We start from the raw sequence: 23,242 nt of genomic DNA on the forward strand, positions 1-23,242 counted from the left end.
GCCCGACAATTGGGCATTGGGCGACTTGAACGGGGGAGGCGAAAGGGATAACCACCCGTCTCAGTTTTCCCTCCTTACGTGTCTAAAGGACAGGTTCACATGGCGCGCGACAAGATTGCTTTGATTGGCTCCGGTCAGATCGGCGGAACGCTGGCTCATCTCATCGGCCTGAAAGAGCTGGGCGACGTGGTGATGTTCGACATCGCCGAGGGCGTGCCGCAGGGCAAGGCGCTCGACATCGCGCAGTCCTCGCCGGTCGACGGCTTCGACGCGCACTACAGCGGCGCGAACTCCTACGAGGCGCTCGACAACGCCAAAGTCTGCATCGTCACCGCCGGCGTGCCGCGCAAGCCCGGCATGAGCCGCGACGACCTTCTCTCCATCAACCTCAAGGTCATGGAGCAGGTCGGCGCCGGCATCAAGAAGTATGCCCCCGACGCGTTCGTCATTTGCATCACCAACCCGCTCGACGCCATGGTCTGGGCGCTGCAGAAGGCCTCGGGCCTGCCGCACAAGAAGGTCGTCGGCATGGCCGGCGTGCTGGATTCGGCGCGCTTCCGCTACTTCCTGGCCGACGAGTTCAACGTCTCGGTCGAGGACGTCACCGCCTTCGTGCTCGGCGGCCATGGCGACACCATGGTGCCGCTGGTGAAGTACTCCACCGTCGCCGGCATTCCGCTGCCCGACCTCGTCAAGATGGGCTGGACCTCGCAGGCGCGCCTCGACGAGATCGTCGACCGCACCCGCAACGGCGGTGCCGAGATCGTCAACCTGCTCAAGACCGGCTCGGCCTTCTATGCGCCGGCCGCCTCGGCCATCGCGATGGCCGAGAGCTATCTGCGTGACAAGAAGCGCGTGCTGCCCTCGGCCGCCTACCTCAATGGTGAATACGGCGTGAAGGACATGTATGTCGGCGTGCCCGTCGTGATCGGCTCCAAGGGCGTCGAGCGCGTGGTCGAGATCGAGCTCGCCGGCAAGGACCGCGAGGCCTTCGACAAGTCGGTCGGTGCCGTGCAGGGCCTGGTCGATGCCTGCAAGAAGATCGCCCCCGATCTTCTCGGCCGCTAAGCCGCAAAGCAATACCCCGCCGAAGATCGAAACCCGGTCTTCGGCGGTTTCACTTCCGGAGCCCGTGACCGGGCGGGTTCCGGCGCAGTCCAGATCTCGAAGTCAAAGAATCCAGGTTGCAGTTCCTGTGGTATATGGTATGCCAGCCACAAGACTGAGGTGGGCCCATGAGGTCACCGCCCGCGGGTTCAGGGAGCGACCATATGAATATCCATGAATATCAGGCCAAAGCGCTGCTGGGCGAGTTCGGCGTGCCGATCTCCAAGGGCGTCCCGGTCCTCAAAGCCGCCGACGCTGAAGCTGCAGCCAAGGCGCTGCCCGGTCCGGTCTGGGTGGTGAAGAGCCAGATCCACGCCGGCGGCCGCGGCAAGGGCAAATTCAAGGAAGCCTCCGCCGGCGACAAGGGCGGCGTCCGCATCGCCAAGTCGGCCGCGGAGGTCTCCGAGTTCGCCAAGCAGATGCTGGGCGCCACGCTGGTGACCGTGCAGACCGGCCCCGCCGGCAAGCAGGTCAACCGCCTCTACATCGAGGACGGCTCCGACATCGACAAGGAGTTCTATCTCTCGATCCTGGTCGACCGCGAGACCTCGCGCGTCTCCTTCGTCGTCTCGACCGAAGGCGGCGTCAACATCGAGGACGTCGCGCACAACACGCCGGAGAAGATCGTCACCTTCTCGGTCGATCCCGCCACTGGCATCATGGGCCACCACGGCCGCACCGTCGCGAACGCGCTCAAGCTCTCCGGTGACCTCGCCAAGCAGGCGGAAAAGCTCACCGCGCAGCTCTACGCGGCCTTCGTCGCCAAGGACATGTCGATGCTGGAGATCAACCCGCTGGTCGTGACCAAGCAGGGCCAGCTCCGCGTGCTCGACGCCAAGGTGTCGTTCGACGACAACGCGCTGTTCCGTCATCCCGAAGTGCTCGCGCTGCGCGACGAGACCGAGGAAGACGCCAAGGAAATCGAGGCGTCCAAGTACGACCTCAACTACGTCACGCTCGACGGCAATATCGGCTGCATGGTCAACGGCGCCGGTCTCGCCATGGCGACGATGGACATCATCAAGCTCTACGGCATGGCGCCGGCCAACTTCCTCGACGTCGGCGGCAGCGCCAGCAAGGAGAAGGTCGCGGCCGCGTTCAAGATCATCACCGCCGATCCCAACGTGAAGGGCATCCTGGTCAACATCTTCGGTGGCATCATGAAGTGCGACGTGATCGCCGAGGGCGTCACGGCGGCGGTTCGTGAGGTCGGCCTCAGCGTCCCCCTGGTGGTCCGCCTCGAGGGAACCAATGTCGAGCTCGGCAAGAAGATCATCCGTGAATCCGGACTGAACGTGGTGCCCGCCGACAATCTCGACGACGCCGCGCAGAAGATCGTGAAGGCCGTCAAGGGAGGCTAACGCCATGGCCCAGGACCATCTCGCCGCATCATCTCCACTTGCAGAACATGCGCGTCTCGCCGCGTTCGCCGGCGAATGGGATGGTGAAGAGATGGTCTTTCCGTCGCGCTGGACGGAAGGCGGGCCGGCCACCTCGCGCACGGTCGCGCGTATGGACCTCAATGGGTTCTACCTGATCCAGGACAGCGTCCAGATGCGCGACGGCAAGCAGATCTTCGCCACCCACGGCATCTTCACCTTCGACCGCGACGACCGGACCTACAAATTGTTCTGGTACGACTCGCTCGGCTACACGCCGCCCTCGCCCGCCTCGGGCGGGTGGGTCGGCAAGACCCTGACGCTGGTGCGCGGCTCGCTCCGCGGCAATGCGCGCCACGTCTACGAGATCATCGACGACAATTCCTACGCGTTGAAGATCCAGTTCTCGCCGGACGCGGAAGGCTGGGCCGACGTGCTCACCGGCGTCTACCGCCGTATCCACTGACCTCTCACTCGTTAGTTCGCGAAAGCAGACCTCATGTCCATCCTGATCGACAAGAACACCAAGGTCATCTGCCAGGGCTTCACCGGCAAGAACGGCACCTTCCACTCGGAGGCCGCGATTGCCTATGGCACCAAGATGGTCGGCGGCACCTCGCCGGGCAAAGGCGGCTCGACGCATCTGGGCCTGCCGGTGTTCGACACCGTGCGCGATGCGCGTGAGAAGACCGGTGCCGATGCCTCGGTGATCTACGTGCCGCCGCCGGGCGCGGCGGATGCGATCTGCGAAGCCATCGACGCCGAGATCCCGCTGATCGTCTGCATCACCGAAGGCATCCCTGTCATCGACATGGTGCGCGTGAAGCGCTCGCTGGCCGGCTCCAAGTCGCGCCTGATCGGGCCGAATTGCCCCGGCGTCATGACCGCCGGCGAGTGCAAGATCGGCATCATGCCGGCCAACATCTTCAAGACCGGCTCGGTGGGCATCGTCTCCCGCTCCGGCACGCTCACTTACGAAGCTGTGTTCCAGACCTCTCAGGAAGGCCTCGGCCAGACCACCGCGGTCGGCATCGGCGGCGACCCGGTCAAGGGCACCGAGTTCATCGACGTGCTGGAAATGCTGCTCGCCGACCCCAAGACCGAATCGATCATCATGATCGGCGAGATCGGCGGTTCCGCCGAGGAGGACGCCGCCCAGTTCCTCAAGGACGAGGCCAAGCGTGGCCGCAAGAAGCCGATGGTCGGTTTCATCGCCGGTGTCACCGCCCCTCCCGGTCGCCGCATGGGCCATGCCGGCGCGATCATCTCGGGCGGCAAGGGCGACGCCGGTTCCAAGACCGAAGCGATGAAATCGGCTGGAATCACCGTGTCTCCGTCGCCCGCACGCCTGGGCCACACGCTTGCCGAAAAGTTGAAGGGCTAATTCACTTCTTCGTGCTTTTCCGGGCGAAGTTTCGCAGCAAATAGGGTAAAGGGTGCCTGTCGCGCCGAGCCTCTGCCGGGGAGCTTGGCGCCAGCGCCGTTTGTTATGCGCGAACCGAAATCGCCAGGAACTCCAGTATGTCTCGCCAGGACGCGAACGCAGCCTTTGCCTTGTCATCCTTTTTGCAGGGCACCAACGCCACCTACATCGACGAAATCTACGCCCGCTACGAGAAGGACCCGTCCTCGGTCGACGCCGAGTGGCAGGAGTTCTTCAAGAGCCTCAACGACCAGCCGGCTGACGTCCGGAAGAACGCCGAGGGCCCGTCCTGGGAGCGCGCCAACTGGCCGCTGACCCCGCAGGACGACCTCACCTCCGCCCTCGACGGCAACTGGGCGGAAGTCGAGAAGGCGGTCGGCGCCAAGATCGCCGCCAGGGCGCAGGCCAAGGGAGGTGACAAGGGAGGCGATATCTCCTCCGCCGACATCCTCCAGGCCACGCGCGACTCCGTCCGCGCCCTGATGCTGATCCGCTCCTACCGCATGCGCGGCCACTTCCACGCCAAGCTCGATCCGCTCGGCATCGAAGCCCCGCGCAACCGCGAGGAGCTCGACCCGCGCACCTACGGCTTCAGCGAAGCCGATTTCGACCGCAAGATCTTCCTCGATCACGTGCTCGGTCTCGAATACGGCAGCTTGCGCGAGATCACCGCGATCTGCGAGCGCACCTACTGCCAGACGCTCGGCGTCGAGTTCATGCATATCAGCAACGCTGCGCAGAAGGCCTGGATCCAGGAACGCATCGAGGGACCCGACAAGGAGATCTCGTTCACCCGCGAGGGCCGCCGGGCCATCCTGATGAAGCTGGTCGAAGCCGAGGGCTTCGAGAAGTTCTGCGATACCAAGTTCACCGGCACCAAGCGCTTCGGCCTCGACGGCGGCGAATCGCTGATCCCCGCGCTGGAGCAGATCATCAAGCGCGGCGGCAATCTCGGCGTGAAGGAGATCGTGCTCGGCATGCCGCATCGCGGTCGCCTCAACGTGCTGACCCAGGTGATGGGCAAGGCACACCGCGCGCTGTTCCACGAATTCAAGGGCGGCTCGGCCAACCCCGACGCGGTCGAAGGCTCCGGCGACGTCAAGTACCACCTCGGCGCGTCCTCGGACCGCGAGTTCGACGGCAACCGCATCCATCTGTCGCTGACCGCGAACCCCTCGCATCTCGAGATCGTCGATCCCGTCGTGCTCGGCAAGGTGCGTGCGAAGCAGGACCAGCACGGCGATCCGCCGGACATGCGCATCTCCGTCATGCCGCTCCTGATGCATGGCGACGCCGCGTTCGCCGGCCAGGGTGTGGTCGCGGAATGCTTCGGCCTGTCGGACCTGAAGGGCTACCGCACCGGCGGCTCCGTGCACTTCATCGTCAACAACCAGATCGGCTTCACGACCTATCCGCGCTACTCGCGCTCCTCGCCCTATCCGTCCGATGTGGCGAAGATGATCGACGCGCCGATCTTCCACGTCAACGGCGACGACCCGGAAGCCGTGGTGTTCGCGGCCAAGGTCGCGACCGAGTTCCGGCAGAAATTCCACAAGCCCGTCGTCATCGACATGTTCTGCTACCGCAGGCATGGCCACAACGAGGGCGACGAGCCAGCCTTCACCCAGCCGGTGATGTACAAGCGGATCGCGGCGCATCCCTCGACGCTGGAGCTCTACTCGCGGCGCCTGATCGGCGAGGGCGTGATCACCGAGGGCGAGGTTGAGAAGGCCAAGGCCGACTGGCGGGCCCGGCTCGACGCCGAGTTCGAGGCCGGCACTTCCTACAAGCCGAACAAGGCCGACTGGCTCGACGGCAAATGGGCGGGCTTCAAGATCGCCGACCAGGAAGAGGACGCCCGCCGCGGCGTCACCGGCGTCGATCTGCCTGTCCTGAAGGACATCGGCCGCAAGATCACCAAGGTGCCGGACGGCTTCCGCGTCCATCGCACCATCCAGCGCTTCCTGGAAAACCGCGCCAAGGCGATCGAGAACGGCGTCGGCATCGACTGGGCGACCGGCGAGGCGCTGGCGTTCTGCACGCTGCTGCAGGAAAACCACCACGTCCGCCTGTCCGGACAGGATTCTGAGCGCGGCACCTTCTCGCAGCGCCACTCGGTCCTGATCGACCAGGAAGACGAGAGCCGCTACACGCCGTTCAACCATCTCGGCCACGAGCAGGGCCATTACGAGGTCATCAACTCGCTGCTATCGGAAGAGGCCGTGCTCGGCTTCGAATACGGCTATTCGCTCGCCGAGCCGAACACGTTGACGCTGTGGGAAGCCCAGTTCGGCGACTTCGCCAACGGCGCGCAGGTCGTGTTCGACCAGTTCATCTCCTCGGGTGAGCGCAAATGGCTGCGCATGTCCGGTCTCGTCTGCCTCCTGCCGCACGGCTATGAAGGCCAGGGTCCGGAGCACTCCTCGGCGCGTCTGGAGCGTTACCTGCAGATGTGCGCGGAAGACAACATGCAGGTGGTCTATCCGACCACGCCGGCGAACTATTTCCACGTGCTGCGCCGTCAGCTCCATCGCGAGATCCGCAAGCCGCTGATCATGATGACGCCGAAGTCGCTGCTGCGCCACAAGCGGGCCGTGTCGCGTCTCGAAGAGCTCGCGAAGGGCACGACCTTCCACCGCATCCTGTACGATGACGCCCAGATGCTGCCGAGCGAGGCGATCAAGCTCGTTCCTGACGAGAAGATCCGCCGCATCGTGCTGTGCTCCGGCAAGGTCTATTACGACCTCTACGAGGAGCGCGAGAAGCGCGGCATCGACGACATCTATTTGATGCGCGTCGAGCAGCTCTATCCGGTGCCGCTGAAGGCGCTGGTGGCCGAGCTGTCGCGCTTCAAGAAGGCCGAGATGGTGTGGTGCCAGGAAGAGCCCCGCAACATGGGCGCCTGGCACTTCATCGAGCCCTATCTGGAATGGGTGCTGAACCAAGTGAACGGCGTGAGCCGGCGTCCGCGTTACGTCGGCCGCGCCGCATCCGCCGCGACCGCCACGGGACTGATGTCCAAGCATCAGGCGCAGCTGAAGGCGTTCCTGGACGAAGCACTGAGCTGAGAAGTTTTTTAGACGCTGTCATCGCCCGCGAAGGCGGGCGATCCAGTACGCCGTGACGGCCGTGATGACCACGAACGCCGCGGAGTACTGGATGCCCCACCTTCGCGGGGCATGACGCCTGTAGAATTCATGACCGCTACCTGCGATCTCCTTAAGGAAAAGACCATGACTGAAATTCGTGTGCCGACGCTCGGCGAATCCGTCACCGAGGCCACCATCGGCCGCTGGTTCAAGAAGGCCGGCGACCCGGTCGCCGTCGACGAGCCCCTGGTGGAGCTCGAGACCGACAAGGTCACCATCGAAGTCCCGGCCCCCTCCGCGGGCACGCTGAGCGAGATCATCGCCGCCGATGGCGCGACCGTCGCCGTCGGTGCGCTGCTCGGCCAGATCACGGAAGGCGCTGCCGGTGCTGCCAAGCCCGCCGCCGCTCCCGCCAAGCCGCCCGCTGCTCCCGCCGCAGCCGCTGCGGCTCCGGCTGCTGCCGCCGCTGCGCCGAAGGCGCCGCCGGCCGACGCGCCGCTCGCGCCTTCCGTGCGCAAGCTGTCGGCCGAGACCGGCATCGACGCCTCGACCGTTCCGGGCTCCGGCAAGGACGGCCGTGTCACCAAGGGCGACATGCTGGCTGCAATCGAGCGCGCCGCCTCCGCGCCGACCCCGGTCAACCAGCCCGCCGCCGCCGTGCAGGTCCGCGCGCCGTCGCCGGCCGATGACGCCGCCCGCGAAGAGCGCGTCAAGATGACCCGCCTGCGCCAGACCATCGCGCGCCGCCTCAAGGACGTGCAGAACACCGCGGCCATGCTCACGACCTTCAACGAGGTCGACATGACCAACGTCATGGCGCTGCGTGCGCATTACAAGGACGCGTTCGAGAAGAAGCATGGCGCCAAGCTCGGCTTCATGGGCTTCTTCACCAAGGCCGTCGTGCAGGCGCTGAAGGACATTCCGGCTGTCAACGCCGAGATCGACGGCAGCGACCTGATCTACAAGAATTACTATCACATCGGCGTCGCCGTCGGCACCGACAAGGGCCTCGTCGTGCCCGTGGTGCGCGACTGCGACCACAAGTCGATCTCCGACATCGAGAAGAGCATCGCCGATTTCGGCCGCCGCGCTCGTGACGGCCAGCTCAAGATCGACGAGATGCAGGGCGGCACCTTCACCATCACCAATGGCGGCATCTACGGCTCGCTGATGTCGACCCCGATCCTGAACGCGCCGCAGTCCGGCATCCTCGGCATGCACAAGATCCAGGAGCGGCCGATGGTCGTCGGCGGCAAGATCGAGGTGCGCCCGATGATGTATCTGGCGCTGTCCTACGATCACCGCGTCATCGACGGCAAGGAAGCCGTCACCTTCCTGGTTCGCGTCAAGGAGAGCCTCGAAGACCCGGCGCGCCTGGTGCTCGATCTCTGATCCCTGATGCTCTGCGAGCGCCGTCGCGATCAACGCGGCGGCGCGTGTCGAACCATGGAGGTGCACGTGACCGATAAAGTCGTTGTCATCACCGGCGGCAGCCGCGGCATCGGGCGGGCGACCGCGATTGCGGCGGCCGCGCGCGGCTATCGCGTCGTGGTCGGCTATGCCAGCAACAAGAAGGCCGCCGACGAGGTCGTCGCGCAGATCGAGGCCAGCAACGGCAAGGCGATCGCGGTGAAATGCGATGTCGCCGAGGAAAGCGACATCCTCGCGCTGTTCAAGGCTGCCGACAAGTTCGGCGCGCTGGGCGCGCTCGTCAACAATGGCGGCATCGTCGGTCAAAGCGGCGTCCGCGTCGACGAGATGTCGGCCGAGCGCATCCAGCGCGTGATGGCGGTCAACGTCACCGGCTCCATCCTCTGCGCGCGCGAGGCGGTGAAGCGGATGTCGACCAAGCATGGCGGCAAGGGTGGCGTGATCGTCAACCTGTCCTCGGTCGCGGCCCGTCTCGGCGCGCCCAATACCTATGTCGACTATGCCGCCTCCAAGGGCGCGGTCGATTCCTTCACCGTCGGGCTCGGTTATGAGGTTGCGAACGAAGGCATCCGCGTCGCCGCCATCCGTCCGGGCCTGATCGATACCGAAATCCATGCCGCCGGTGGCGAGCCCGATCGCGCCCATCGTCTGGCCCATCTGGTGCCGATGAAGCGCGTCGGCACCGCGGATGAAATCGCCAACGCCATCGTCTGGCTGCTGTCGGACGAGGCCTCCTACGTCACCTCAGCCATTCTCGATGTGTCCGGCGGACGCTGACGCACCGGCGGACGCTGACACATCCTCATCACGCCAAACCTTACGGGACTTTCTCTCATGGCTACCTACGATCTCGTCGTCATCGGCACCGGACCGGGCGGTTATGTCTGCGCGGTGCGCGCTAGCCAGCTCGGCATGAAAGTCGCCGTGGTCGAAAAGAACGCCACCCTTGGCGGCACCTGCCTCAATGTCGGCTGCATGCCCTCGAAGGCGCTGCTGCACGCCTCCGAAATGTTCGAGGAAGCCGCGCACTCCTTCGCCAAGATGGGCGTGTCGGTCTCGTCGCCGAAGCTCGATCTGCCGGCGATGATGAACTTCAAGCAGCAGGGCATCGACGGCAACGTCAAGGGCGTCGAGTTCCTGATGAAGAAGAACAAGGTCGACGTGCTCAAGGGCACCGGCAAGATCCTCGGGACCGGCAAGGTCGAAGTCTCCGCCGACGGCAAGTCTCAGGTGGTCGAGACCAGAAACATCGTGATCGCCACCGGCTCCAACATCGCGCGTCTCAAGGGCATTGAGATCGACGAGAAGCGCATCGTGTCGTCCACGGGCGCGCTGTCGCTCGACAAGGTGCCCGGCAAGCTGCTCATCGTCGGCGCCGGCGTGATCGGCCTCGAGCTCGGCTCGGTCTGGCACCGTCTCGGCGCCGAAGTCGTCGTCGTGGAATTCCTCGACCGCATTCTGCCCGGCATGGATGGCGAGATCGCCAAGCAATTCCAGCGCATGCTGGAGAAGCAGGGCTTTGCGTTCAAGCTCGGGGCCAAGGTCACGGGCGTGGACACTTCCGGCAAGACGCTGAAGGCGACGATCGAGCCCGCCGCCGGCGGCGCTGCCGAGACGCTGGAAGCCGACGTCGTTCTGGTCTGCATCGGCCGCGTGCCCTACACCGACGGTCTCGGCCTGAAGGAAGCCGGCATCGCGCTCGACGCGCGCGGCCGCGTGCAGATCGATCCGCATTTCGCCACCAGCCTGAAGGGCGTCTATGCCATCGGCGATGTCGTCGCTGGGCCCATGCTCGCGCACAAGGCCGAGGATGAAGGCGTTGCAGTCGCGGAGATCATCGCCGGACAGGCCGGCCACGTGAACTACGACGTCATCCCCGGCGTCGTGTATACCACACCGGAAGTGTCCTCCGTCGGCAAGACCGAGGAGGAACTGAAGCAGGCGGGCACCGCTTATACCGTCGGAAAGTTTCCGTTCACCGCCAACGGCCGCTCCAAGGTCAACCAGACCACCGACGGCTTTGTAAAGATTCTCGCAGATGCGAAGACAGATCGCGTTCTCGGCGTGCACATTATCGGCCGCGAAGCCGGCGAAATGATCCATGAAGCGTGTGTTCTCATGGAGTTTGGTGGCAGTGCGGAAGATCTCGCGCGCACCTGCCACGCCCATCCGACCCGCTCGGAGGCGGTCAAGGAAGCCGCGCTTGCAGTCGGCAAGCGGGCTATCCATATGTAGGCACGCGCCCAGCACCGAATCGGGCGGGAAACATATGCTGCGCCGCCTCCTTCAACCGGTCTGGGTCCTGCTTGCGATCATCTTCCTGATCGAAGCCTGGCTGTGGGACCACCTCGAGCCGATCGTTGCGAAGGTCGTCGCAGCCATCCCGCTGGCGCGGTTCAAGCAATGGCTGACGGAGCGCGTCGATGCGCTGTCGCCGGCCATGACGCTGATCGTGTTCGCGGTCCCGATCGTGCCGCTGTTTCCGCTCAAGCTGGTCGGCCTCTGGCTGCTCGCGCATGAATACTGGACCAGCGCGGTCTTCACGATCGTGTTCGCCAAGCTGGTCGGCGTCGGCGTCACCGCCTTCGTTTTCGACGTGACACGCGCCAAGCTTCTGGAGATGCACTGGTTCGAGCGCATCTACGACCTGGTGCTGAAGGTGCGCGCCAAGGCCGCCGAGCTCGTCGATCCGATCAAGCGCCGCATCCGCGAGCTGATCGCCGGCAGCGGCGAAGGGTGGTCCTACCGCGCGCTGCGCATGATCCAGCGCTTCCGCAAGAGCGTGCACCAGGCGCGGTGATCTTCGCCACAATGACGGTCGCGTAGCCCGGATGAGCGAAGCGATATCCGGGATTTCACGTCGTGGCTTCCCGGACATCGTTTCGCTCATCCGGGCTAGAGGTCCTAAAGCGCGATGCGACTAGGACGAATCGTCATCGCGCTTTAGGTTGTTGTTTAAGCATGATCTTTTCGGAAAACCGCTGCGCACTTTTCCGGATCATGCTCTAATGCAAATGTAGGAAATGCGGCCACCACAGGCCGAGCGCGGTCATGAGGAGGCCGGCGAGCGTCAGCACGCCGCTGACATAGGCCAGCGCGAGCATGCCGGTGATGATGGTGGCCGAGGCCAGCACGATGCCGATCTGGAAGGCGGCCGACGCCAGCTCGAAGTGATGGTATTTCGCGGTCGCCTCGTCGCGAGCGTGCTCGGCGTGCTTGGCCTTCTCGGCGAGCTGCTCGGTGCCTTCGCCGGTCTCCGGCTCGGAGCGGTAGCGCTGCGCGGTTCTGGTCCAGTCGTCGACCTGCTTCTGCACCGCCGCCTTCATGGCATCGTCGGTCGTACCGCCCAGCGTCAGCTTGCCTTGTTCTGCCGCAGTCAGCACCACGGTGCGGCGGATGCTCTTGGCCTGGAAGAACGCCCAGAGGTTGGCGGCCTCGACGTTCTTGCTGATCGATTCGGTCTGGGCGCCCTTGCCGAGCGTCTCCGAGATCGCCAGGAACAGCGCCAGCACGGCGATCAGGAGCGCGATCTTCTTGTTCGAGCCGGACGCGTGTTCGGCGTGCTCGGCATGCTCCATGCTTTCATGTGCGCCCATAATGTCTCTCCTGCCTCGGTTCCGTAACGATTTGACCGAACCGCGGGCGCCGCGCAAGAGGCACGCGGGCCATGACGAGAGTGTGTCAGCCTGAAGGCGTCAGCGCCGCGGATGCGCGCTGGCATAGACTTCCAGCAATCGCTCGGAATCGATGCCGGTATAGACCTGCGTGGTCGAGAGCGAGGAATGGCCGAGCAATTCCTGGATGGCGCGCAAGTCGCCGCCGCGCGAGAGCAGATGCGTGGCGAAGGAATGGCGGAGCGCGTGCGGCGTGGCGCTGTCGGGAAGACCCAGCGCGCCGCGCAGCCGCTCCATCGCGAGCTGGATGATGCGCGGGCTCAAGGGGCCGCCGCGCGCGCCGACGAAGATCGGGCCCTCCGCCGGCAGCGGATACGGGCACATCGAAACGTATTCCTGCACGAGCTCCAGCACGTTCTGCAGCACGGGCACCATACGGGTCTTGTTGCCTTTGCCCGTGACGATCAGCACGTCGCCTTCGCCGGGGCGCGGCACCTCGCGGCGCTTCAGGCCCAGAGCTTCGGAGATGCGCAGCCCAGAGCCGTACAGCAGCGCCATCACCGCAGCGTCGCGCGCCAGGATCCAGGTCTCGCGTTCCTCGCCGGCGCGCTCGTCGGCATCGGCGAGACGTTTGGCCGATGCCATCGGCAGCGGCTTCGGCAGGCTCTTTGCAACTTTTGGCGCGCGGATCGCGGAGAGTGCGCCGACCTTGCCCTTGCCTTCGCGTTCGAGGAAGCGTCCGAACGAGCGCAGGCCCGCCAGCGCCCGCATCAGGCTGCGTCCGGCAATGTCGTCGGCGCGGCGCATCGCCATGAAGGCGCGGACGTCGGTGGCTTCCAGCGCCGCGAAGCGCGCCAGCGTGACGCGCTCGCCCCAATGATTGCTGAGGAAATCCAGGCACTGCCGCAAGTCGCGGCCATAGGCCTCCAGCGTCTTCGGCGACAGCCGCCGCTCGGCGCCGAGATGCGACAGCCAGCGCGCCATCTCCTGCGCGATCGAGGGATCGGCGCTGGCGAGCTCGATGGGTGGGACGGCCGCTTTGCTCATTCGCTCTGGACGTGGTGATTCCGCACAGTATATCGCATCACACCCGTTTATCGTTCGCTAAGGCCGCCGCACGGCGCTAGCCTCGAGGCCCCCGGTTCCGATTCTCAGCTCATGGACCAATCGCCGCGCAGCCACACCGCCCCCGCCAACGCGACTCGCATGGTCGACGTGCTGGTGCCGGTCGCGCTCGACCAGACCTATTCCTACAAGGTGCCGCGGGGAATGGAGCTGAAGGCCGGCGATCTCGTCGGCGTGCCGCTGGGGCCCCGCGAGGTCCTGGCCGTGGTGTGGGGCGAGAATGCCAATCCGGATCCGCGCCTGCACAATCGCCTCAAGGAGGTCAGCGAAAAGCTCGACATCCCGCCACTGAAGCCCGAGCTGCGCCAGGTGGTCGACTGGGTCGCCAATTACACGCTGAGCCCGCGCGGCATGGTGCTGCGCATGTGCCTGCGCATGGGCGAGACTCTCGGTCCCGAGCGGGTGCGCGCCGGCGTTCGCCTGGTCGGCGATCCCCCGAAGCGCCTGACGCCGGCGCGGCAGCGGGTGATCGCGGTGCTGTCCGACCGGCTGCTGCACGGCAAGTCCGAGGCGGCCAGGGAAGCGGGCGTCTCCGCCGGCGTGATCGACGGCCTCGTCGACGAAGGCACGCTCACGGTCGAGCCGATGCCGCCGCCTCCGCCGCCGCCCGCGCCCGATCCTGAATTCGGCCGGCCGGATTTTTCGCCGCTGCAGCGTGCCGGTGTGGATGCGATGCGCGCGCTCGCGGCCAACGGCACCTTCCACGTCGCGCTGCTCGACGGCGTCACCGGCTCGGGCAAGACCGAGGTCTATTTCGAAGCCGTGGCCGAGGTGATCCGCCGCGGCAAGCAGTCGCTGATCCTGATGCCGGAGATCGCGCTCACCGGCCAGTTCCTCGATCGCTTCGCGCAGCGCTTCGGCGTGCGGCCGATCGAATGGCATTCCGAGCTCACCCCGCGCACCCGCGCGCGCAATTGGGCCGCGATCGCCGAAGGCTCAGCGCCCGTCGTGGTCGGCGCGCGCTCGGCGCTGTTTCTGCCCTACGCCAATCTCGGCCTCATCGTCGTCGACGAAGAGCACGACCAGGCCTACAAGCAGGACGACGGCGTGCACTATCACGCACGGGACATGGCGGTGGTGCGCGCGCATATCGCGAAGATTCCGATCGTGCTGGCGTCCGCGACGCCGTCGGTCGAATCCGAGGTCAATGCGCGCAAGAACCGCTACCAGCGCATCGCGCTGCCCTCGCGCTTCGGCGGCCAGCACATGCCGCATATCGAGGCGATCGATCTGCGCCGCGAGCCGCCCGCGCGCGGGCGCTTCATCTCGCCGTGGCTTGCCGGCGAGATCAGAATCGCAATCGAGCGGCGCGAGCAGGCGCTGCTGTTCCTCAACCGCCGCGGCTATGCGCCGCTGACGCTGTGCCGTACCTGTGGCCATCGCTTCGCCTGCACCATCTGCGATGCCTGGCTGGTCGATCACCGTTTTCGTCAGCGTCTGGTCTGTCACCATTGCGGCTTCTCGATGCCCCGCCCGCATCTCTGTCCGAACTGTTCGGCGGAGGAGTCGCTGGTGGCGGTCGGACCCGGCGTCGAGCGCCTGCAGGAGGAGGCGGCGGCGCTGTTCCCGCAAGCCCGCACCATGGTGCTGTCGAGCGATCTCATCACCTCGATCGAGACGATGCGAAGCGAGCTTGCCGAGATCGCCGAGGGCCGCGTCGACATCATCATCGGCACGCAGCTCGTGGCAAAAGGCCACAATTTCCCGCGGCTCAATCTGGTCGGCGTGGTCGATGCGGATCTTGGTCTGTCGAACGGCGATCCGCGCGCGGCGGAGCGCACCTGGCAATTGCTCAACCAGGTGATCGGCCGTGCCGGCCGCGAGCAGGGCCGCGGCGTCGGCTATCTCCAGACCCACCAACCCGATCATCCCGTGATGAAGGCGCTGATCGCCTGCGATCGCGAGGCCTTCTACGACAGCGAGATCAATCTGCGCGAGAAGACGCTCTATCCGCCGTTCGGCCGGCTCGCCAGCCTGATCATCTCGGCAGGCGACCGCCCGAGCGCGGATGGTTTCGGCCGCAAGCTCGTTGCGCTCGCGCCGCGCGACGAGCGCGTCGTGGTGCTCGGCCCGGCCGAAGCGCCGCTCGCCGTGATCAAAGGCCGCTACCGCTTCCGCATCCTGGTGAAATCGGCGCGCGGCTTCGATCTGTCGGATTACTTGCGCAACTGGCTCGCGGTCTGCCCGAAGCCGACGGGCAATCTGAAGCTCGAAGTCGACGTCGATCCGCAGAGCTTTTTGTAGGATTTGCGCCGTCATTCCGGGGCGATGCGCAGCGTCGAACCCGGAATCTCGAGATTCCGGGCTCGCGCTTCGCGCGCCCCGGAATGACTTAGCCAACAAAAAAGCCCGCGGTCCCCCAAGACCACGGGCTTGTCTCACGCGCGCATCAAACTGATGGAAACTGCGCGTGTGAGGACAGGCGCTTGAAGCGCCCCGTCAGGAGACGACTTCCGCGGTGACGCGGCCGACGCCGGCGCCGGTCAGGCCGATGGCGCGGGCAGCGCCAGTGGAGAGGTCGAGGACACGGCCGCGAATGAACGGGCCGCGGTCGTTGATGGTGACGACGACGCTCTGGCCGCGATGGGTGACGCGCACCTTGGTGCCGAACGGCAGCGAGCGGTGCGCCGCGGTCATGGCGTTCTGGTTGAAGCGCTGGCCCGACGCGGTCCGGCTGCCGGACTCGTTGCCGTAATAGGAGGCCATGCCGGAGAAGCTGCGGCCGGTGCCGGAGGTCGGCGTCATCGACGCATTGGCATTGCGCCAATCGGAGGTCGCGTTGGTATCGGTCTGGGCGTGATGGCGATGATGATGCCGATGATGCCGGGATTTGGCGGAAGCCTCGGTGGCAGTTCCACCGATCAGGAGAGTTGCGGCAACAAAGGCAATCGCCGTACGCGGCCGGGTCACGGAGCCCAGCGTCTTCAAAGACAGCATTTAGTGGTCCCTAAGCTAGTATTGCCACATATGTGGCTAGTGGAGCCCCCATCAGTTTGTGAGCGGTTTGGCGTTTCGATTCCCAATGAGGCATGAATTAGGCAGTAAATCCGCTATGTATCATCATGAAACATCTTGTTACCGGCGCGGGATATTCAGGAGGGGTTCCGCAATCTTTGGATTTAACGATTCATTAATCTGATTATTACTTGTAAATACTGTAAAGCGAAGTCATCGCTTCGATTGTTTAGAATTCGGTAAGTATTCGGCGAGTGGAACCGGAGAGGTTGGAATCACGCCTCAGCGATCCGTGTTCATGGCGGCTATGCGTTGCCGGCAGGAACCAACCGCCGGTCGGCGCCCGGCAATTTTCGCGTCGCGGGAGGGTGTCGGTCTGAGCGCGCCGCCGCCGCCCTCGCAGCGTCGCCCGCTGCGACGAACTGGCGACAGAACAGCGTGCCTTTAATTTGGCGTCATGTTGCACCTGCGCGCCTGCTATGTTAGCAAAGCCGCGATTTTAACGAGTCCGGCACCTCCCGTGCTGGTCGAAAATCGAAGTCCCGCTTGAATTCCAAGGGCTTGGATCGCTAGGCGCCGCTTCGTGGCGACGGTTTTTCCCTTGCGAGTTTGACAGCAAAAAGAGCGCGTCTGTGGCTGCAGAAGATACGTCCGTTTCAGGTGTGTCCGGCCGTTATGCAACGGCCTTGTTTGAACTGGCCCGCGACCAGAAAGTGGTCGACGAGGTCAAAGCCGATCTCGACAAATTCGATGCCTTGCTGAACGAGAGCGCTGATCTCAAGCGCCTCGTCCGCAGCCCGGTGTTCGCGGCCGACGCCCAGTCGAAGGCCCTTGCGGCCGTGCTGGCAAAGGCCGGCATTGCCGGCATCTCCGCCAACTTCCTCAGAGTGCTGACCGCCAACCGCCGCCTGTTCGCGGTGGCCGACGTCATCCGCGCCTACCGCGCCCTCGTCGCCAGGTTCAAAGGCGAGACGACGGCCGACGTCACCGTGGCGGAAACGCTCTCGGACAAGAATCTCGATGCCCTCAAGGTTGCCCTGAAGTCGGTGACCGGCAAGGACGTCGCGCTGAACGTGAAAGTCGATCCCTCGATCATCGGTGGCCTCGTCGTCAAGCTGGGCAGCCGCATGGTGGATGGTTCGCTTCGCACCAAACTCAATTCGATCAAGCACGCGATGAAAGAGGCAGGCTGATGGACATCCGCGCCGCGGAAATTTCCGCGATCCTCAAGGACCAGATCAAGAATTTCGGCCAGGAAGCTGAAGTCTCCGAAGTCGGACAGGTGCTGTCCGTCGGCGACGGTATCGCCCGCGTCTACGGTCTGGACAACGTTCAGGCCGGTGAAATGGTCGAGTTCGAGAACGGCACCCGCGGCATGGCGCTGAACCTCGAAACCGACAACGTCGGCGTCGTTATTTTCGGTGCCGACCGCGAGATCAAGGAAGGCCAGACTGTCAAGCGCACCCGCGCCATCGTGGACGCGCCGGTCGGCAAGGGCCTGCTCGGCCGCGTCGTCGACGCGCTCGGCAACCCGATCGACGGCAAGGGCCCGATCCAGGCCGACAAGCGCATGCGCGTCGACGTCAAGGCGCCCGGCATCATTCCGCGCAAGTCGGTGAGCGAGCCGATGGCGACCGGCCTCAAGGCGATCGACGCCCTGATTCCGATCGGCCGCGGCCAGCGCGAGCTGATCATCGGCGACCGTCAGACCGGCAAGACCGCGATCGCGCTCGACACCATCCTGAACCAGAAGCCGCTCAACGCGCAGCCGGACGAGAACATCAAGCTGTACTGCGTCTACGTCGCGGTCGGCCAGAAGCGTTCGACCGTCGCCCAGTTCGTGAAGGTGCTGGAAGAGCAGGGCGCGCTCGAATACTCGATCGTCGTCGCCGCCACCGCATCCGATCCGGCGCCGATGCAGTACATCGCGCCCTTCACCGGCTGCACCATGGGCGAGTACTTCCGCGACAACGGCATGCACGCGGTCATCATCTATGACGACTTGTCCAAGCAGGCCGTCGCCTACCGCCAGATGTCGCTGCTGCTGCGCCGCCCGCCGGGCCGCGAAGCCTATCCGGGCGACGTGTTCTATCTGCACTCCCGCCTGCTCGAGCGTGCGGCGAAGCTGAACAAGGACCAGGGCTCGGGCTCGCTGACGGCGCTGCCGGTCATCGAAACCCAGGCCAACGACGTGTCGGCCTACATCCCGACCAACGTCATCTCGATCACCGACGGCCAGATCTTCCTGGAAACCGACCTATTCTTCCAGGGCATCCGTCCCGCCGTGAACGTCGGCCTGTCGGTGTCGCGCGTCGGCTCCTCGGCGCAGACCAAGGCCACCAAGAAGGTCGCCGGCAAGATCAAGGGCGAGCTCGCGCAGTACCGCGAAATGGCGGCATTCGCGCAATTCGGCTCCGACCTCGACGCCTCGACCCAGCGCCTGCTCAACCGCGGCTCGCGCCTGACCGAGCTCTTGAAGCAGCCGCAGTTCGCGCCGCTGAAGATGGAAGAGCAGGTCTGCGTGATCTGGGCCGGCACCAACGGCTATCTCGATCCGCTGCCGCTCAACAAGGTGCGCGCGTTCGAGGATGGTCTGCTCTCGCTGCTGCGCGGCAAGAATGTCGAGATCCTCAACTCGATCCGCGATACCCGCGATCTCACCGACGACACCGCCGCCAAGCTGAAGTCGGTGGTCGAAGGTTTCGCGAAGAGCTTCGCGTAAACGCCGTCATGGCCGGGCTGAAGCGCGAAGCGCGTCTTCGCAACTGAAGTCCCGGCCATCCACGCGTTACCGCGTGGCAGACGAGAACGTGGATGCCCGGGACGAGCCCGGGCATGACGACAGGGATAGGCTAGCGGCTTGATCCGAGGGATCGAACCGTCGGGGACGAAGAATGGCGTCACTTAAAGACATGCGCGTCCGCATCGCCTCCACCAAGGCGACGCAGAAGATCACCAAGGCCATGCAGATGGTCGCCGCCTCCAAGCTGCGCCGTGCGCAGACCGCCGCGGAAGCCGCGCGCCCCTATGCCGACAAGATGAGCGCGGTGATCTCCAACATCGCCAGCGCCGCTGCGGGTTCGCCCGGCGCGCCGGTTCTGCTGGCCGGCACCGGCCGAGACCAGGTGCATCTGCTGCTGGTCTGCACCGGCGAGCGCGGCCTGTCCGGCGCCTTCAACTCCTCGATCGTGCGCCTGGCGCGCGAGCGCGCCCTGGCGCTGATGGCGCAGGGCAAGGACGTGAAGTTCTTCTGCGTCGGCCGCAAAGGCTACGAGCAGCTCCGCCGCCAGTTCGACAAGCAGATCGTCGAGCACATGGACCTGCGCAGCGTCCGCCAGCTCGGCTTCGTCAATGCCGAGGACATCGCCAAGAAAATCCTGGCGCGCTTCGACAACGGCGAGTTCGACGTCTGCACGCTGTTCTATTCGCGTTTCCGCTCGGTGATCGCGCAGATCCCGACCGCCCAGCAGATCATCCCGCTGGTGGTCGAGGAGGGCGCTGCCGCGAGCACGACGTCCTACGAATACGAGCCGGAAGAGGACGAGATCCTCACCCGCCTTCTGCCGCGCAACCTCGCGGTCCAGATCTTCCGGGCGCTGCTCGAGAACAACGCCTCGTTCTACGGCGCGCAGATGAGCGCGATGGACAACGCGACGCGCAACGCCGGCGAAATGATCCGCAAGCAGACGCTGGTCTACAACCGCACGCGTCAGGCGCAGATCACCAAGGAACTGATCGAAATCATCTCGGGTGCCGAGGCCGTCTAATCAAGGCGCTTCAGTACCCATTACACGCAACATCCCGGTCGCTGACCGCGGTTTAGAAGTTCGGATCGAAGGAGACATTCAATGGCAGCCCAGGTCGGTCGCGTCACCCAGGTCATCGGCGCCGTCGTCGACGTGCAGTTCGAAGGCCACCTCCCGGCCATTCTCAATTCGCTGGAGACCAAGAACGGCGGCAACCGCCTGGTGCTCGAAGTCGCCCAGCATCTCGGCGAATCCACCGTGCGCACGATCGCGATGGACACCACCGAGGGTCTGGTCCGCGGCCAGGAAGTGACCGACACCGGCGCGCCGATCCGCGTTCCCGTCGGCGAAGGCACGCTCGGCCGCATTATCAACGTCATCGGCGAGCCGATCGACGAAGCCGGTCCGGTCAAGACCGAAGGCCTGCGCGCCATCCACCAGGAAGCGCCGACCTACACCGACCAGTCGACCGAAGCTGAAATTCTCGTCACCGGCATCAAGGTCGTCGACCTTCTCGCTCCCTACGCCAAGGGCGGCAAGATCGGCCTGTTCGGCGGCGCCGGCGTCGGCAAGACCGTGCTGATTCAGGAGCTGATCAACAACGTCGCCAAGGCGCACGGCGGTTACTCCGTGTTCGCCGGTGTCGGCGAGCGCACCCGCGAGGGCAACGACCTCTATCACGAGTTCATCGAGTCCAAGGTCAACGCCGATCCGAAGAATCCGGATCCGAGCGTGAAGTCGAAATGCGCGCTGGTGTTCGGCCAGATGAACGAGCCGCCGGGCGCCCGCGCCCGCGTCGCGCTCACCGGCCTGACCATCGCGGAAGACTTCCGCGACAAGGGCCAGGACGTGCTGTTCTTCGTCGACAACATCTTCCGCTTTACCCAGGCCGGCTCGGAAGTGTCGGCGCTGCTCGGTCGTATTCCGAGCGCCGTGGGTTATCAGCCGACGCTCGCCACCGACATGGGCGCGCTGCAGGAGCGCATCACCACCACGCAGAAGGGCTCGATCACCTCGGTGCAGGCCATCTACGTTCCGGCCGACGACTTGACCGACCCGGCGCCCGCGACCTCGTTCGCGCATCTTGACGCGACCACCACGCTGTCGCGCTCGATCGCCGAAAAGGGCATCTACCCGGCGGTGGACCCGCTCGACTCGACCTCGCGCATGCTTTCCCCGCTGGTCGTCGGCGAGGAGCACTACGCGGTCGCCCGTCAGGTCCAGCAGGTGCTGCAGCGCTACAAGGCGCTTCAGGACATCATTGCCATTCTCGGCATGGACGAGCTCTCGGAAGAGGACAAGCTGACCGTGGCCCGCGCCCGCAAGGTCGAACGCTTCATGTCGCAGCCGTTCCACGTCGCCGAAATCTTCACGGGCTCGCCGGGCAAGTTCGTCGACCTCGCCGACACCATCAAGGGCTTCAAGGGCCTGGTCGAAGGCAAGTACGATCACTTGCCCGAAGCCGCCTTCTACATGGTCGGCACCATCGAAGAAGCCGTCGAGAAGGGCAAGAAGCTCGCCGCTGAGGCGGCGTAAGCTGGCGAATAGCGAACAGGGAGTGGCGAATAGCTGCTCCCTGTTTCAGCCACTCGCCATTCGCTACTCACCATTCGCAGGTTCTCAATGGCCACCTTCCACTTCGATCTCGTCTCTCCGGAAAAGCTCGCCTTCTCGGGTGAGGTCGACCAGGTCGACATCCCCGGCGTCGAGGGTGATTTCGGCGTGCTGGCGGGACATGCGCCGGTCGTGGCTGCGATCCGGCCGGGCATTCTCACCGTGACCACGGCTGGCCGCCACGAAAAGATCATCGTGCTCGGCGGTCTCGCCGAAGTCTCCGACAGGGGCCTGACGGTGCTCGCCGACGTCGCGACGTCGCTGGCCGAGCTCGACCGCGCCCAGTTCGCCGAGACCATCGCGGAGATGGAAGAGGGGCTGAAGGAGCATGAAGGCGGCGAGCTCGATCACGCCATCGAGCGGCTCGACCACTTCAAGAGCATCCAGCAGCAGCTCAACACCACGGCTATGCACTAAGCCCCGGAGCATCGCTCCGGGGCTCGAATAAGACCTTCCCGCAAAGCAATTCCTGAACAGGTTCAGCGCTCGTCACCACCGTGGCGGGCGCTGAAACTGTGCCGCACGGCGATGGAGCTGCGATACCCACACGTTGCCGTCCATTTTATCTCGATGTGTCAAACACTTCGCTACTGTGCATGGGGTTGTTTTCGTAGTTTTTAGTTTGTGAAGGACGCAAACTGCTGTGCCACCGCGCGATAGACCTCGCGGCGAAACGGCACCACGATGTCGGCGACGCGGTCGAGGCGCTCCCAGCGCCAGGCGTCGAACTCGGCGGGCTGGCCGTTGCGCGGCGTCAGCGGGTCGATCTCGTCATCCTTGCCGGTGAAGCGCAGCGCGAACCATTTCTGGCGCTGCCCGCGGAATTTCGCGAGGCGATGCGTCTGCGGTCCGTCGTAGGGCGGAAACTCGTAGGTGAACCAGTCGGTCTCGCCGAGATAGTCGGCGCTGACGACGCTGGTCTCCTCCCAGAGCTCGCGCAACGCGGCATCGCGCAAGTTTTCGCCCTCGTCGACGCCGCCCTGCGGCATCTGCCAGTCGAGCCCCGGCAGGATGATCTCGGGGCCGTCACCCTTGAAGCGATGGCCGATCAGGACTTGGCCGTCGGTGTTGAACAGCGCGATCCCCACGTTGGGGCGGTAGGGCTTTTCATTGGTCACTCGTGGATCCCTTGTCGTCATTGCGGGGCGATGCGAGGCATCGAACCCGGAATCTCGAGGCTCTCAGGTGCGCAATTGCGCACCGGGGGTTCGATACTTCGTATCGCCCCGGAGCGACAGTGGATCATTCCTCCGCCAGCGCGGAAAATTCCTTCACCACGCGCTCATAGACCGGGCGCTTGAACGGGATGATCAATTCGGGGAGATTCTTCATCGACTCCCAGCGCCAGCTGACGAATTCCGCCTTGTGGCCGCCACCGCCGGGCTTTTCGACGTTGATCTCGCTGTCCTTGCCGGTGAAGCGCACCGCGTACCATTTCTGGCGCTGGCCGCGGTAGCGGCCCTTCCAGGCCCGCCCGGCAACCGTGCGTGGAATGTCGTAAGTGAGCCAGTCCGGGACCTCGCCCAGCCGCTCGACCGAGCGCACGCTGGTCTCCTCGTAGAGCTCGCGCTTGGCGGCCTCCCAGGTGTCCTCGCCGGGATCGACGCCGCCCTGCGGCATCTGCCAGACATGGGCGTCATCGACATGCTCGATGCCGCCGGCACGGCGGCCGACGAACACCAGTCCCTTTGGATTGATCAGCATCACACCGACACAGGTCCGGTAGGGCAGATCCTCGTAACGCGCCATTCCGCCAGAC

The 23,242-nt window shown here is 65.0% G+C and carries 20 protein-coding genes; 15 read left to right on the plus strand and 5 right to left on the minus strand.

The window, feature by feature from the left end:
- Positions 1 to 99 precede the first annotated feature (99 nt).
- The 9 genes from mdh (at position 100) to XH87_RS06715 (ending at position 11,229) form a co-directional block, all read left to right on the plus strand.
- Positions 100 to 1,068: a malate dehydrogenase gene (mdh, locus tag XH87_RS06675; RefSeq protein WP_035702908.1), complete on the plus strand. Its 969-nt coding sequence runs from the start codon at positions 100 to 102 to the stop codon at positions 1,066 to 1,068.
- Between the two features lie 203 nt (positions 1,069 to 1,271).
- A complete protein-coding gene (gene sucC / locus XH87_RS06680) occupies positions 1,272 to 2,468 on the plus strand; it encodes an ADP-forming succinate--CoA ligase subunit beta (RefSeq protein ID WP_035702906.1) in 1,197 nt (398 codons plus the stop codon).
- A 4-nt stretch (positions 2,469 to 2,472) separates the two neighbouring features.
- Positions 2,473 to 2,952: a DUF1579 family protein gene (locus tag XH87_RS06685; RefSeq protein ID WP_035702904.1), complete on the plus strand. Its 480-nt coding sequence runs from the start codon at positions 2,473 to 2,475 to the stop codon at positions 2,950 to 2,952.
- A 33-nt stretch (positions 2,953 to 2,985) separates the two neighbouring features.
- Positions 2,986 to 3,870: a succinate--CoA ligase subunit alpha gene (gene sucD, locus XH87_RS06690; RefSeq protein ID WP_035702902.1), complete on the plus strand. Its 885-nt coding sequence runs from the start codon at positions 2,986 to 2,988 to the stop codon at positions 3,868 to 3,870.
- Positions 3,871 to 4,007: 137 nt separating this feature from the next.
- Positions 4,008 to 6,977: a 2-oxoglutarate dehydrogenase E1 component gene (locus XH87_RS06695; protein ID WP_271586627.1), complete on the plus strand. Its 2,970-nt coding sequence runs from the start codon at positions 4,008 to 4,010 to the stop codon at positions 6,975 to 6,977.
- A gap of 165 nt (positions 6,978 to 7,142) precedes the next feature.
- Entirely contained in the window at positions 7,143 to 8,390 is a 1,248-nt protein-coding gene (gene odhB / locus XH87_RS06700) for a 2-oxoglutarate dehydrogenase complex dihydrolipoyllysine-residue succinyltransferase (protein WP_271586628.1), read from the plus strand.
- A 54-nt stretch (positions 8,391 to 8,444) separates the two neighbouring features.
- Positions 8,445 to 9,206, plus strand: coding sequence for an SDR family oxidoreductase (locus tag XH87_RS06705; protein WP_271586629.1), 762 nt, complete (start codon positions 8,445 to 8,447; stop codon positions 9,204 to 9,206).
- A gap of 57 nt (positions 9,207 to 9,263) precedes the next feature.
- On the plus strand, positions 9,264 to 10,664 hold the full coding sequence (gene lpdA / locus XH87_RS06710; RefSeq protein WP_271586630.1) for a dihydrolipoyl dehydrogenase: 1,401 nt from the start codon (positions 9,264 to 9,266) through the stop codon (positions 10,662 to 10,664).
- Positions 10,665 to 10,698: 34 nt separating this feature from the next.
- A complete protein-coding gene (locus tag XH87_RS06715) occupies positions 10,699 to 11,229 on the plus strand; it encodes a hypothetical protein (protein WP_158671359.1) in 531 nt (176 codons plus the stop codon).
- Positions 11,230 to 11,434: 205 nt separating this feature from the next.
- Here the strand turns inward: XH87_RS06715 and XH87_RS06720 are convergent, their stop codons facing one another.
- Both XH87_RS06720 and XH87_RS06725 read right to left on the minus strand, forming a co-directional pair.
- Positions 11,435 to 12,025 (minus strand): DUF4337 domain-containing protein, encoded by a 591-nt coding sequence (locus XH87_RS06720; RefSeq protein WP_158672252.1) that lies wholly within the window; start codon positions 12,023 to 12,025, stop codon positions 11,435 to 11,437.
- A 99-nt stretch (positions 12,026 to 12,124) separates the two neighbouring features.
- A complete protein-coding gene (locus XH87_RS06725) occupies positions 12,125 to 13,090 on the minus strand; it encodes a tyrosine recombinase XerC (RefSeq protein WP_271586631.1) in 966 nt (321 codons plus the stop codon).
- A gap of 111 nt (positions 13,091 to 13,201) precedes the next feature.
- On the opposite strand from XH87_RS06725, the gene XH87_RS06730 reads away from it, so the two are divergent.
- Positions 13,202 to 15,412, plus strand: a complete 2,211-nt coding sequence (locus tag XH87_RS06730) for a primosomal protein N' (RefSeq protein WP_271586632.1) — start codon at positions 13,202 to 13,204, stop codon at positions 15,410 to 15,412.
- A gap of 195 nt (positions 15,413 to 15,607) precedes the next feature.
- On the opposite strand, the gene XH87_RS06735 is transcribed toward XH87_RS06730, so the two are convergent.
- Complete coding sequence (locus tag XH87_RS06735) at positions 15,608 to 16,105, minus strand: septal ring lytic transglycosylase RlpA family protein (protein ID WP_271586633.1); 498 nt, start codon at positions 16,103 to 16,105, stop codon at positions 15,608 to 15,610.
- Positions 16,106 to 16,755: 650 nt separating this feature from the next.
- Here XH87_RS06735 and XH87_RS06740 point away from each other — a divergent pair.
- The 5 genes from XH87_RS06740 to XH87_RS06760 all read left to right on the plus strand — a co-directional run bounded on the left by XH87_RS06740 (position 16,756) and on the right by XH87_RS06760 (position 21,900).
- The gene (locus XH87_RS06740; RefSeq protein WP_035702889.1) at positions 16,756 to 17,316 is read left to right on the plus strand and encodes a F0F1 ATP synthase subunit delta; all 561 of its coding nucleotides are present in this window, start codon (positions 16,756 to 16,758) and stop codon (positions 17,314 to 17,316) included.
- Positions 17,316 to 18,845, plus strand: a complete 1,530-nt coding sequence (gene atpA, locus XH87_RS06745; protein ID WP_271586634.1) for a F0F1 ATP synthase subunit alpha — start codon at positions 17,316 to 17,318, stop codon at positions 18,843 to 18,845. The genes XH87_RS06740 and atpA overlap by 1 nt, the downstream gene beginning before the upstream one ends.
- Before the next feature lie 172 nt (positions 18,846 to 19,017).
- Complete coding sequence (locus tag XH87_RS06750; protein WP_158670045.1) at positions 19,018 to 19,890, plus strand: F0F1 ATP synthase subunit gamma; 873 nt, start codon at positions 19,018 to 19,020, stop codon at positions 19,888 to 19,890.
- An 81-nt stretch (positions 19,891 to 19,971) separates the two neighbouring features.
- Positions 19,972 to 21,405, plus strand: a complete 1,434-nt coding sequence (gene atpD / locus XH87_RS06755) for a F0F1 ATP synthase subunit beta (protein WP_025032831.1) — start codon at positions 19,972 to 19,974, stop codon at positions 21,403 to 21,405.
- Between the two features lie 87 nt (positions 21,406 to 21,492).
- Positions 21,493 to 21,900, plus strand: coding sequence for a F0F1 ATP synthase subunit epsilon (locus tag XH87_RS06760; protein ID WP_271586635.1), 408 nt, complete (start codon positions 21,493 to 21,495; stop codon positions 21,898 to 21,900).
- Positions 21,901 to 22,100: 200 nt separating this feature from the next.
- On the opposite strand, the gene XH87_RS06765 is transcribed toward XH87_RS06760, so the two are convergent.
- Positions 22,101 to 22,601 (minus strand): RNA pyrophosphohydrolase, encoded by a 501-nt coding sequence (locus XH87_RS06765; protein ID WP_271586636.1) that lies wholly within the window; start codon positions 22,599 to 22,601, stop codon positions 22,101 to 22,103.
- Between the two features lie 124 nt (positions 22,602 to 22,725).
- Entirely contained in the window at positions 22,726 to 23,232 is a 507-nt protein-coding gene (locus tag XH87_RS06770; RefSeq protein WP_158670048.1) for an RNA pyrophosphohydrolase, read from the minus strand.
- Positions 23,233 to 23,242: the final 10 nt, after the last annotated feature.

The organism is Bradyrhizobium sp. CCBAU 53415 (assembly GCF_028128735.1).
In the GTDB taxonomy this organism is placed as follows: domain Bacteria; phylum Pseudomonadota; class Alphaproteobacteria; order Rhizobiales; family Xanthobacteraceae; genus Bradyrhizobium.

What these genes read in the sequence shown, in the direction of transcription:
- mdh (WP_035702908.1), top strand. Translation starts at nt 100, where the DNA reads ATGGCGCGCGACAAGATTGCTTTGATTGGCTCCGGTCAGATCGGCGGA.
- sucC (WP_035702906.1), top strand. Translation starts at nt 1,272, where the DNA reads ATGAATATCCATGAATATCAGGCCAAAGCGCTGCTGGGCGAGTTCGGC.
- XH87_RS06685 (WP_035702904.1), top strand. Translation starts at nt 2,473, where the DNA reads ATGGCCCAGGACCATCTCGCCGCATCATCTCCACTTGCAGAACATGCG.
- sucD (WP_035702902.1), top strand. Translation starts at nt 2,986, where the DNA reads ATGTCCATCCTGATCGACAAGAACACCAAGGTCATCTGCCAGGGCTTC.
- XH87_RS06695 (WP_271586627.1), top strand. Translation starts at nt 4,008, where the DNA reads ATGTCTCGCCAGGACGCGAACGCAGCCTTTGCCTTGTCATCCTTTTTG.
- odhB (WP_271586628.1), top strand. Translation starts at nt 7,143, where the DNA reads ATGACTGAAATTCGTGTGCCGACGCTCGGCGAATCCGTCACCGAGGCC.
- XH87_RS06705 (WP_271586629.1), top strand. Translation starts at nt 8,445, where the DNA reads ATGGAGGTGCACGTGACCGATAAAGTCGTTGTCATCACCGGCGGCAGC.
- lpdA (WP_271586630.1), top strand. Translation starts at nt 9,264, where the DNA reads ATGGCTACCTACGATCTCGTCGTCATCGGCACCGGACCGGGCGGTTAT.
- XH87_RS06715 (WP_158671359.1), top strand. Translation starts at nt 10,699, where the DNA reads ATGCTGCGCCGCCTCCTTCAACCGGTCTGGGTCCTGCTTGCGATCATC.
- XH87_RS06720 (WP_158672252.1), bottom strand. Translation starts at nt 12,025, where the DNA reads ATGGGCGCACATGAAAGCATGGAGCATGCCGAGCACGCCGAACACGCG.
- XH87_RS06725 (WP_271586631.1), bottom strand. Translation starts at nt 13,090, where the DNA reads ATGAGCAAAGCGGCCGTCCCACCCATCGAGCTCGCCAGCGCCGATCCC.
- XH87_RS06730 (WP_271586632.1), top strand. Translation starts at nt 13,202, where the DNA reads ATGGACCAATCGCCGCGCAGCCACACCGCCCCCGCCAACGCGACTCGC.
- XH87_RS06735 (WP_271586633.1), bottom strand. Translation starts at nt 16,105, where the DNA reads ATGCTGTCTTTGAAGACGCTGGGCTCCGTGACCCGGCCGCGTACGGCG.
- atpA (WP_271586634.1), top strand. Translation starts at nt 17,316, where the DNA reads ATGGACATCCGCGCCGCGGAAATTTCCGCGATCCTCAAGGACCAGATC.
- XH87_RS06750 (WP_158670045.1), top strand. Translation starts at nt 19,018, where the DNA reads ATGGCGTCACTTAAAGACATGCGCGTCCGCATCGCCTCCACCAAGGCG.
- atpD (WP_025032831.1), top strand. Translation starts at nt 19,972, where the DNA reads ATGGCAGCCCAGGTCGGTCGCGTCACCCAGGTCATCGGCGCCGTCGTC.
- XH87_RS06760 (WP_271586635.1), top strand. Translation starts at nt 21,493, where the DNA reads ATGGCCACCTTCCACTTCGATCTCGTCTCTCCGGAAAAGCTCGCCTTC.
- XH87_RS06770 (WP_158670048.1), bottom strand. Translation starts at nt 23,232, where the DNA reads ATGGCGCGTTACGAGGATCTGCCCTACCGGACCTGTGTCGGTGTGATG.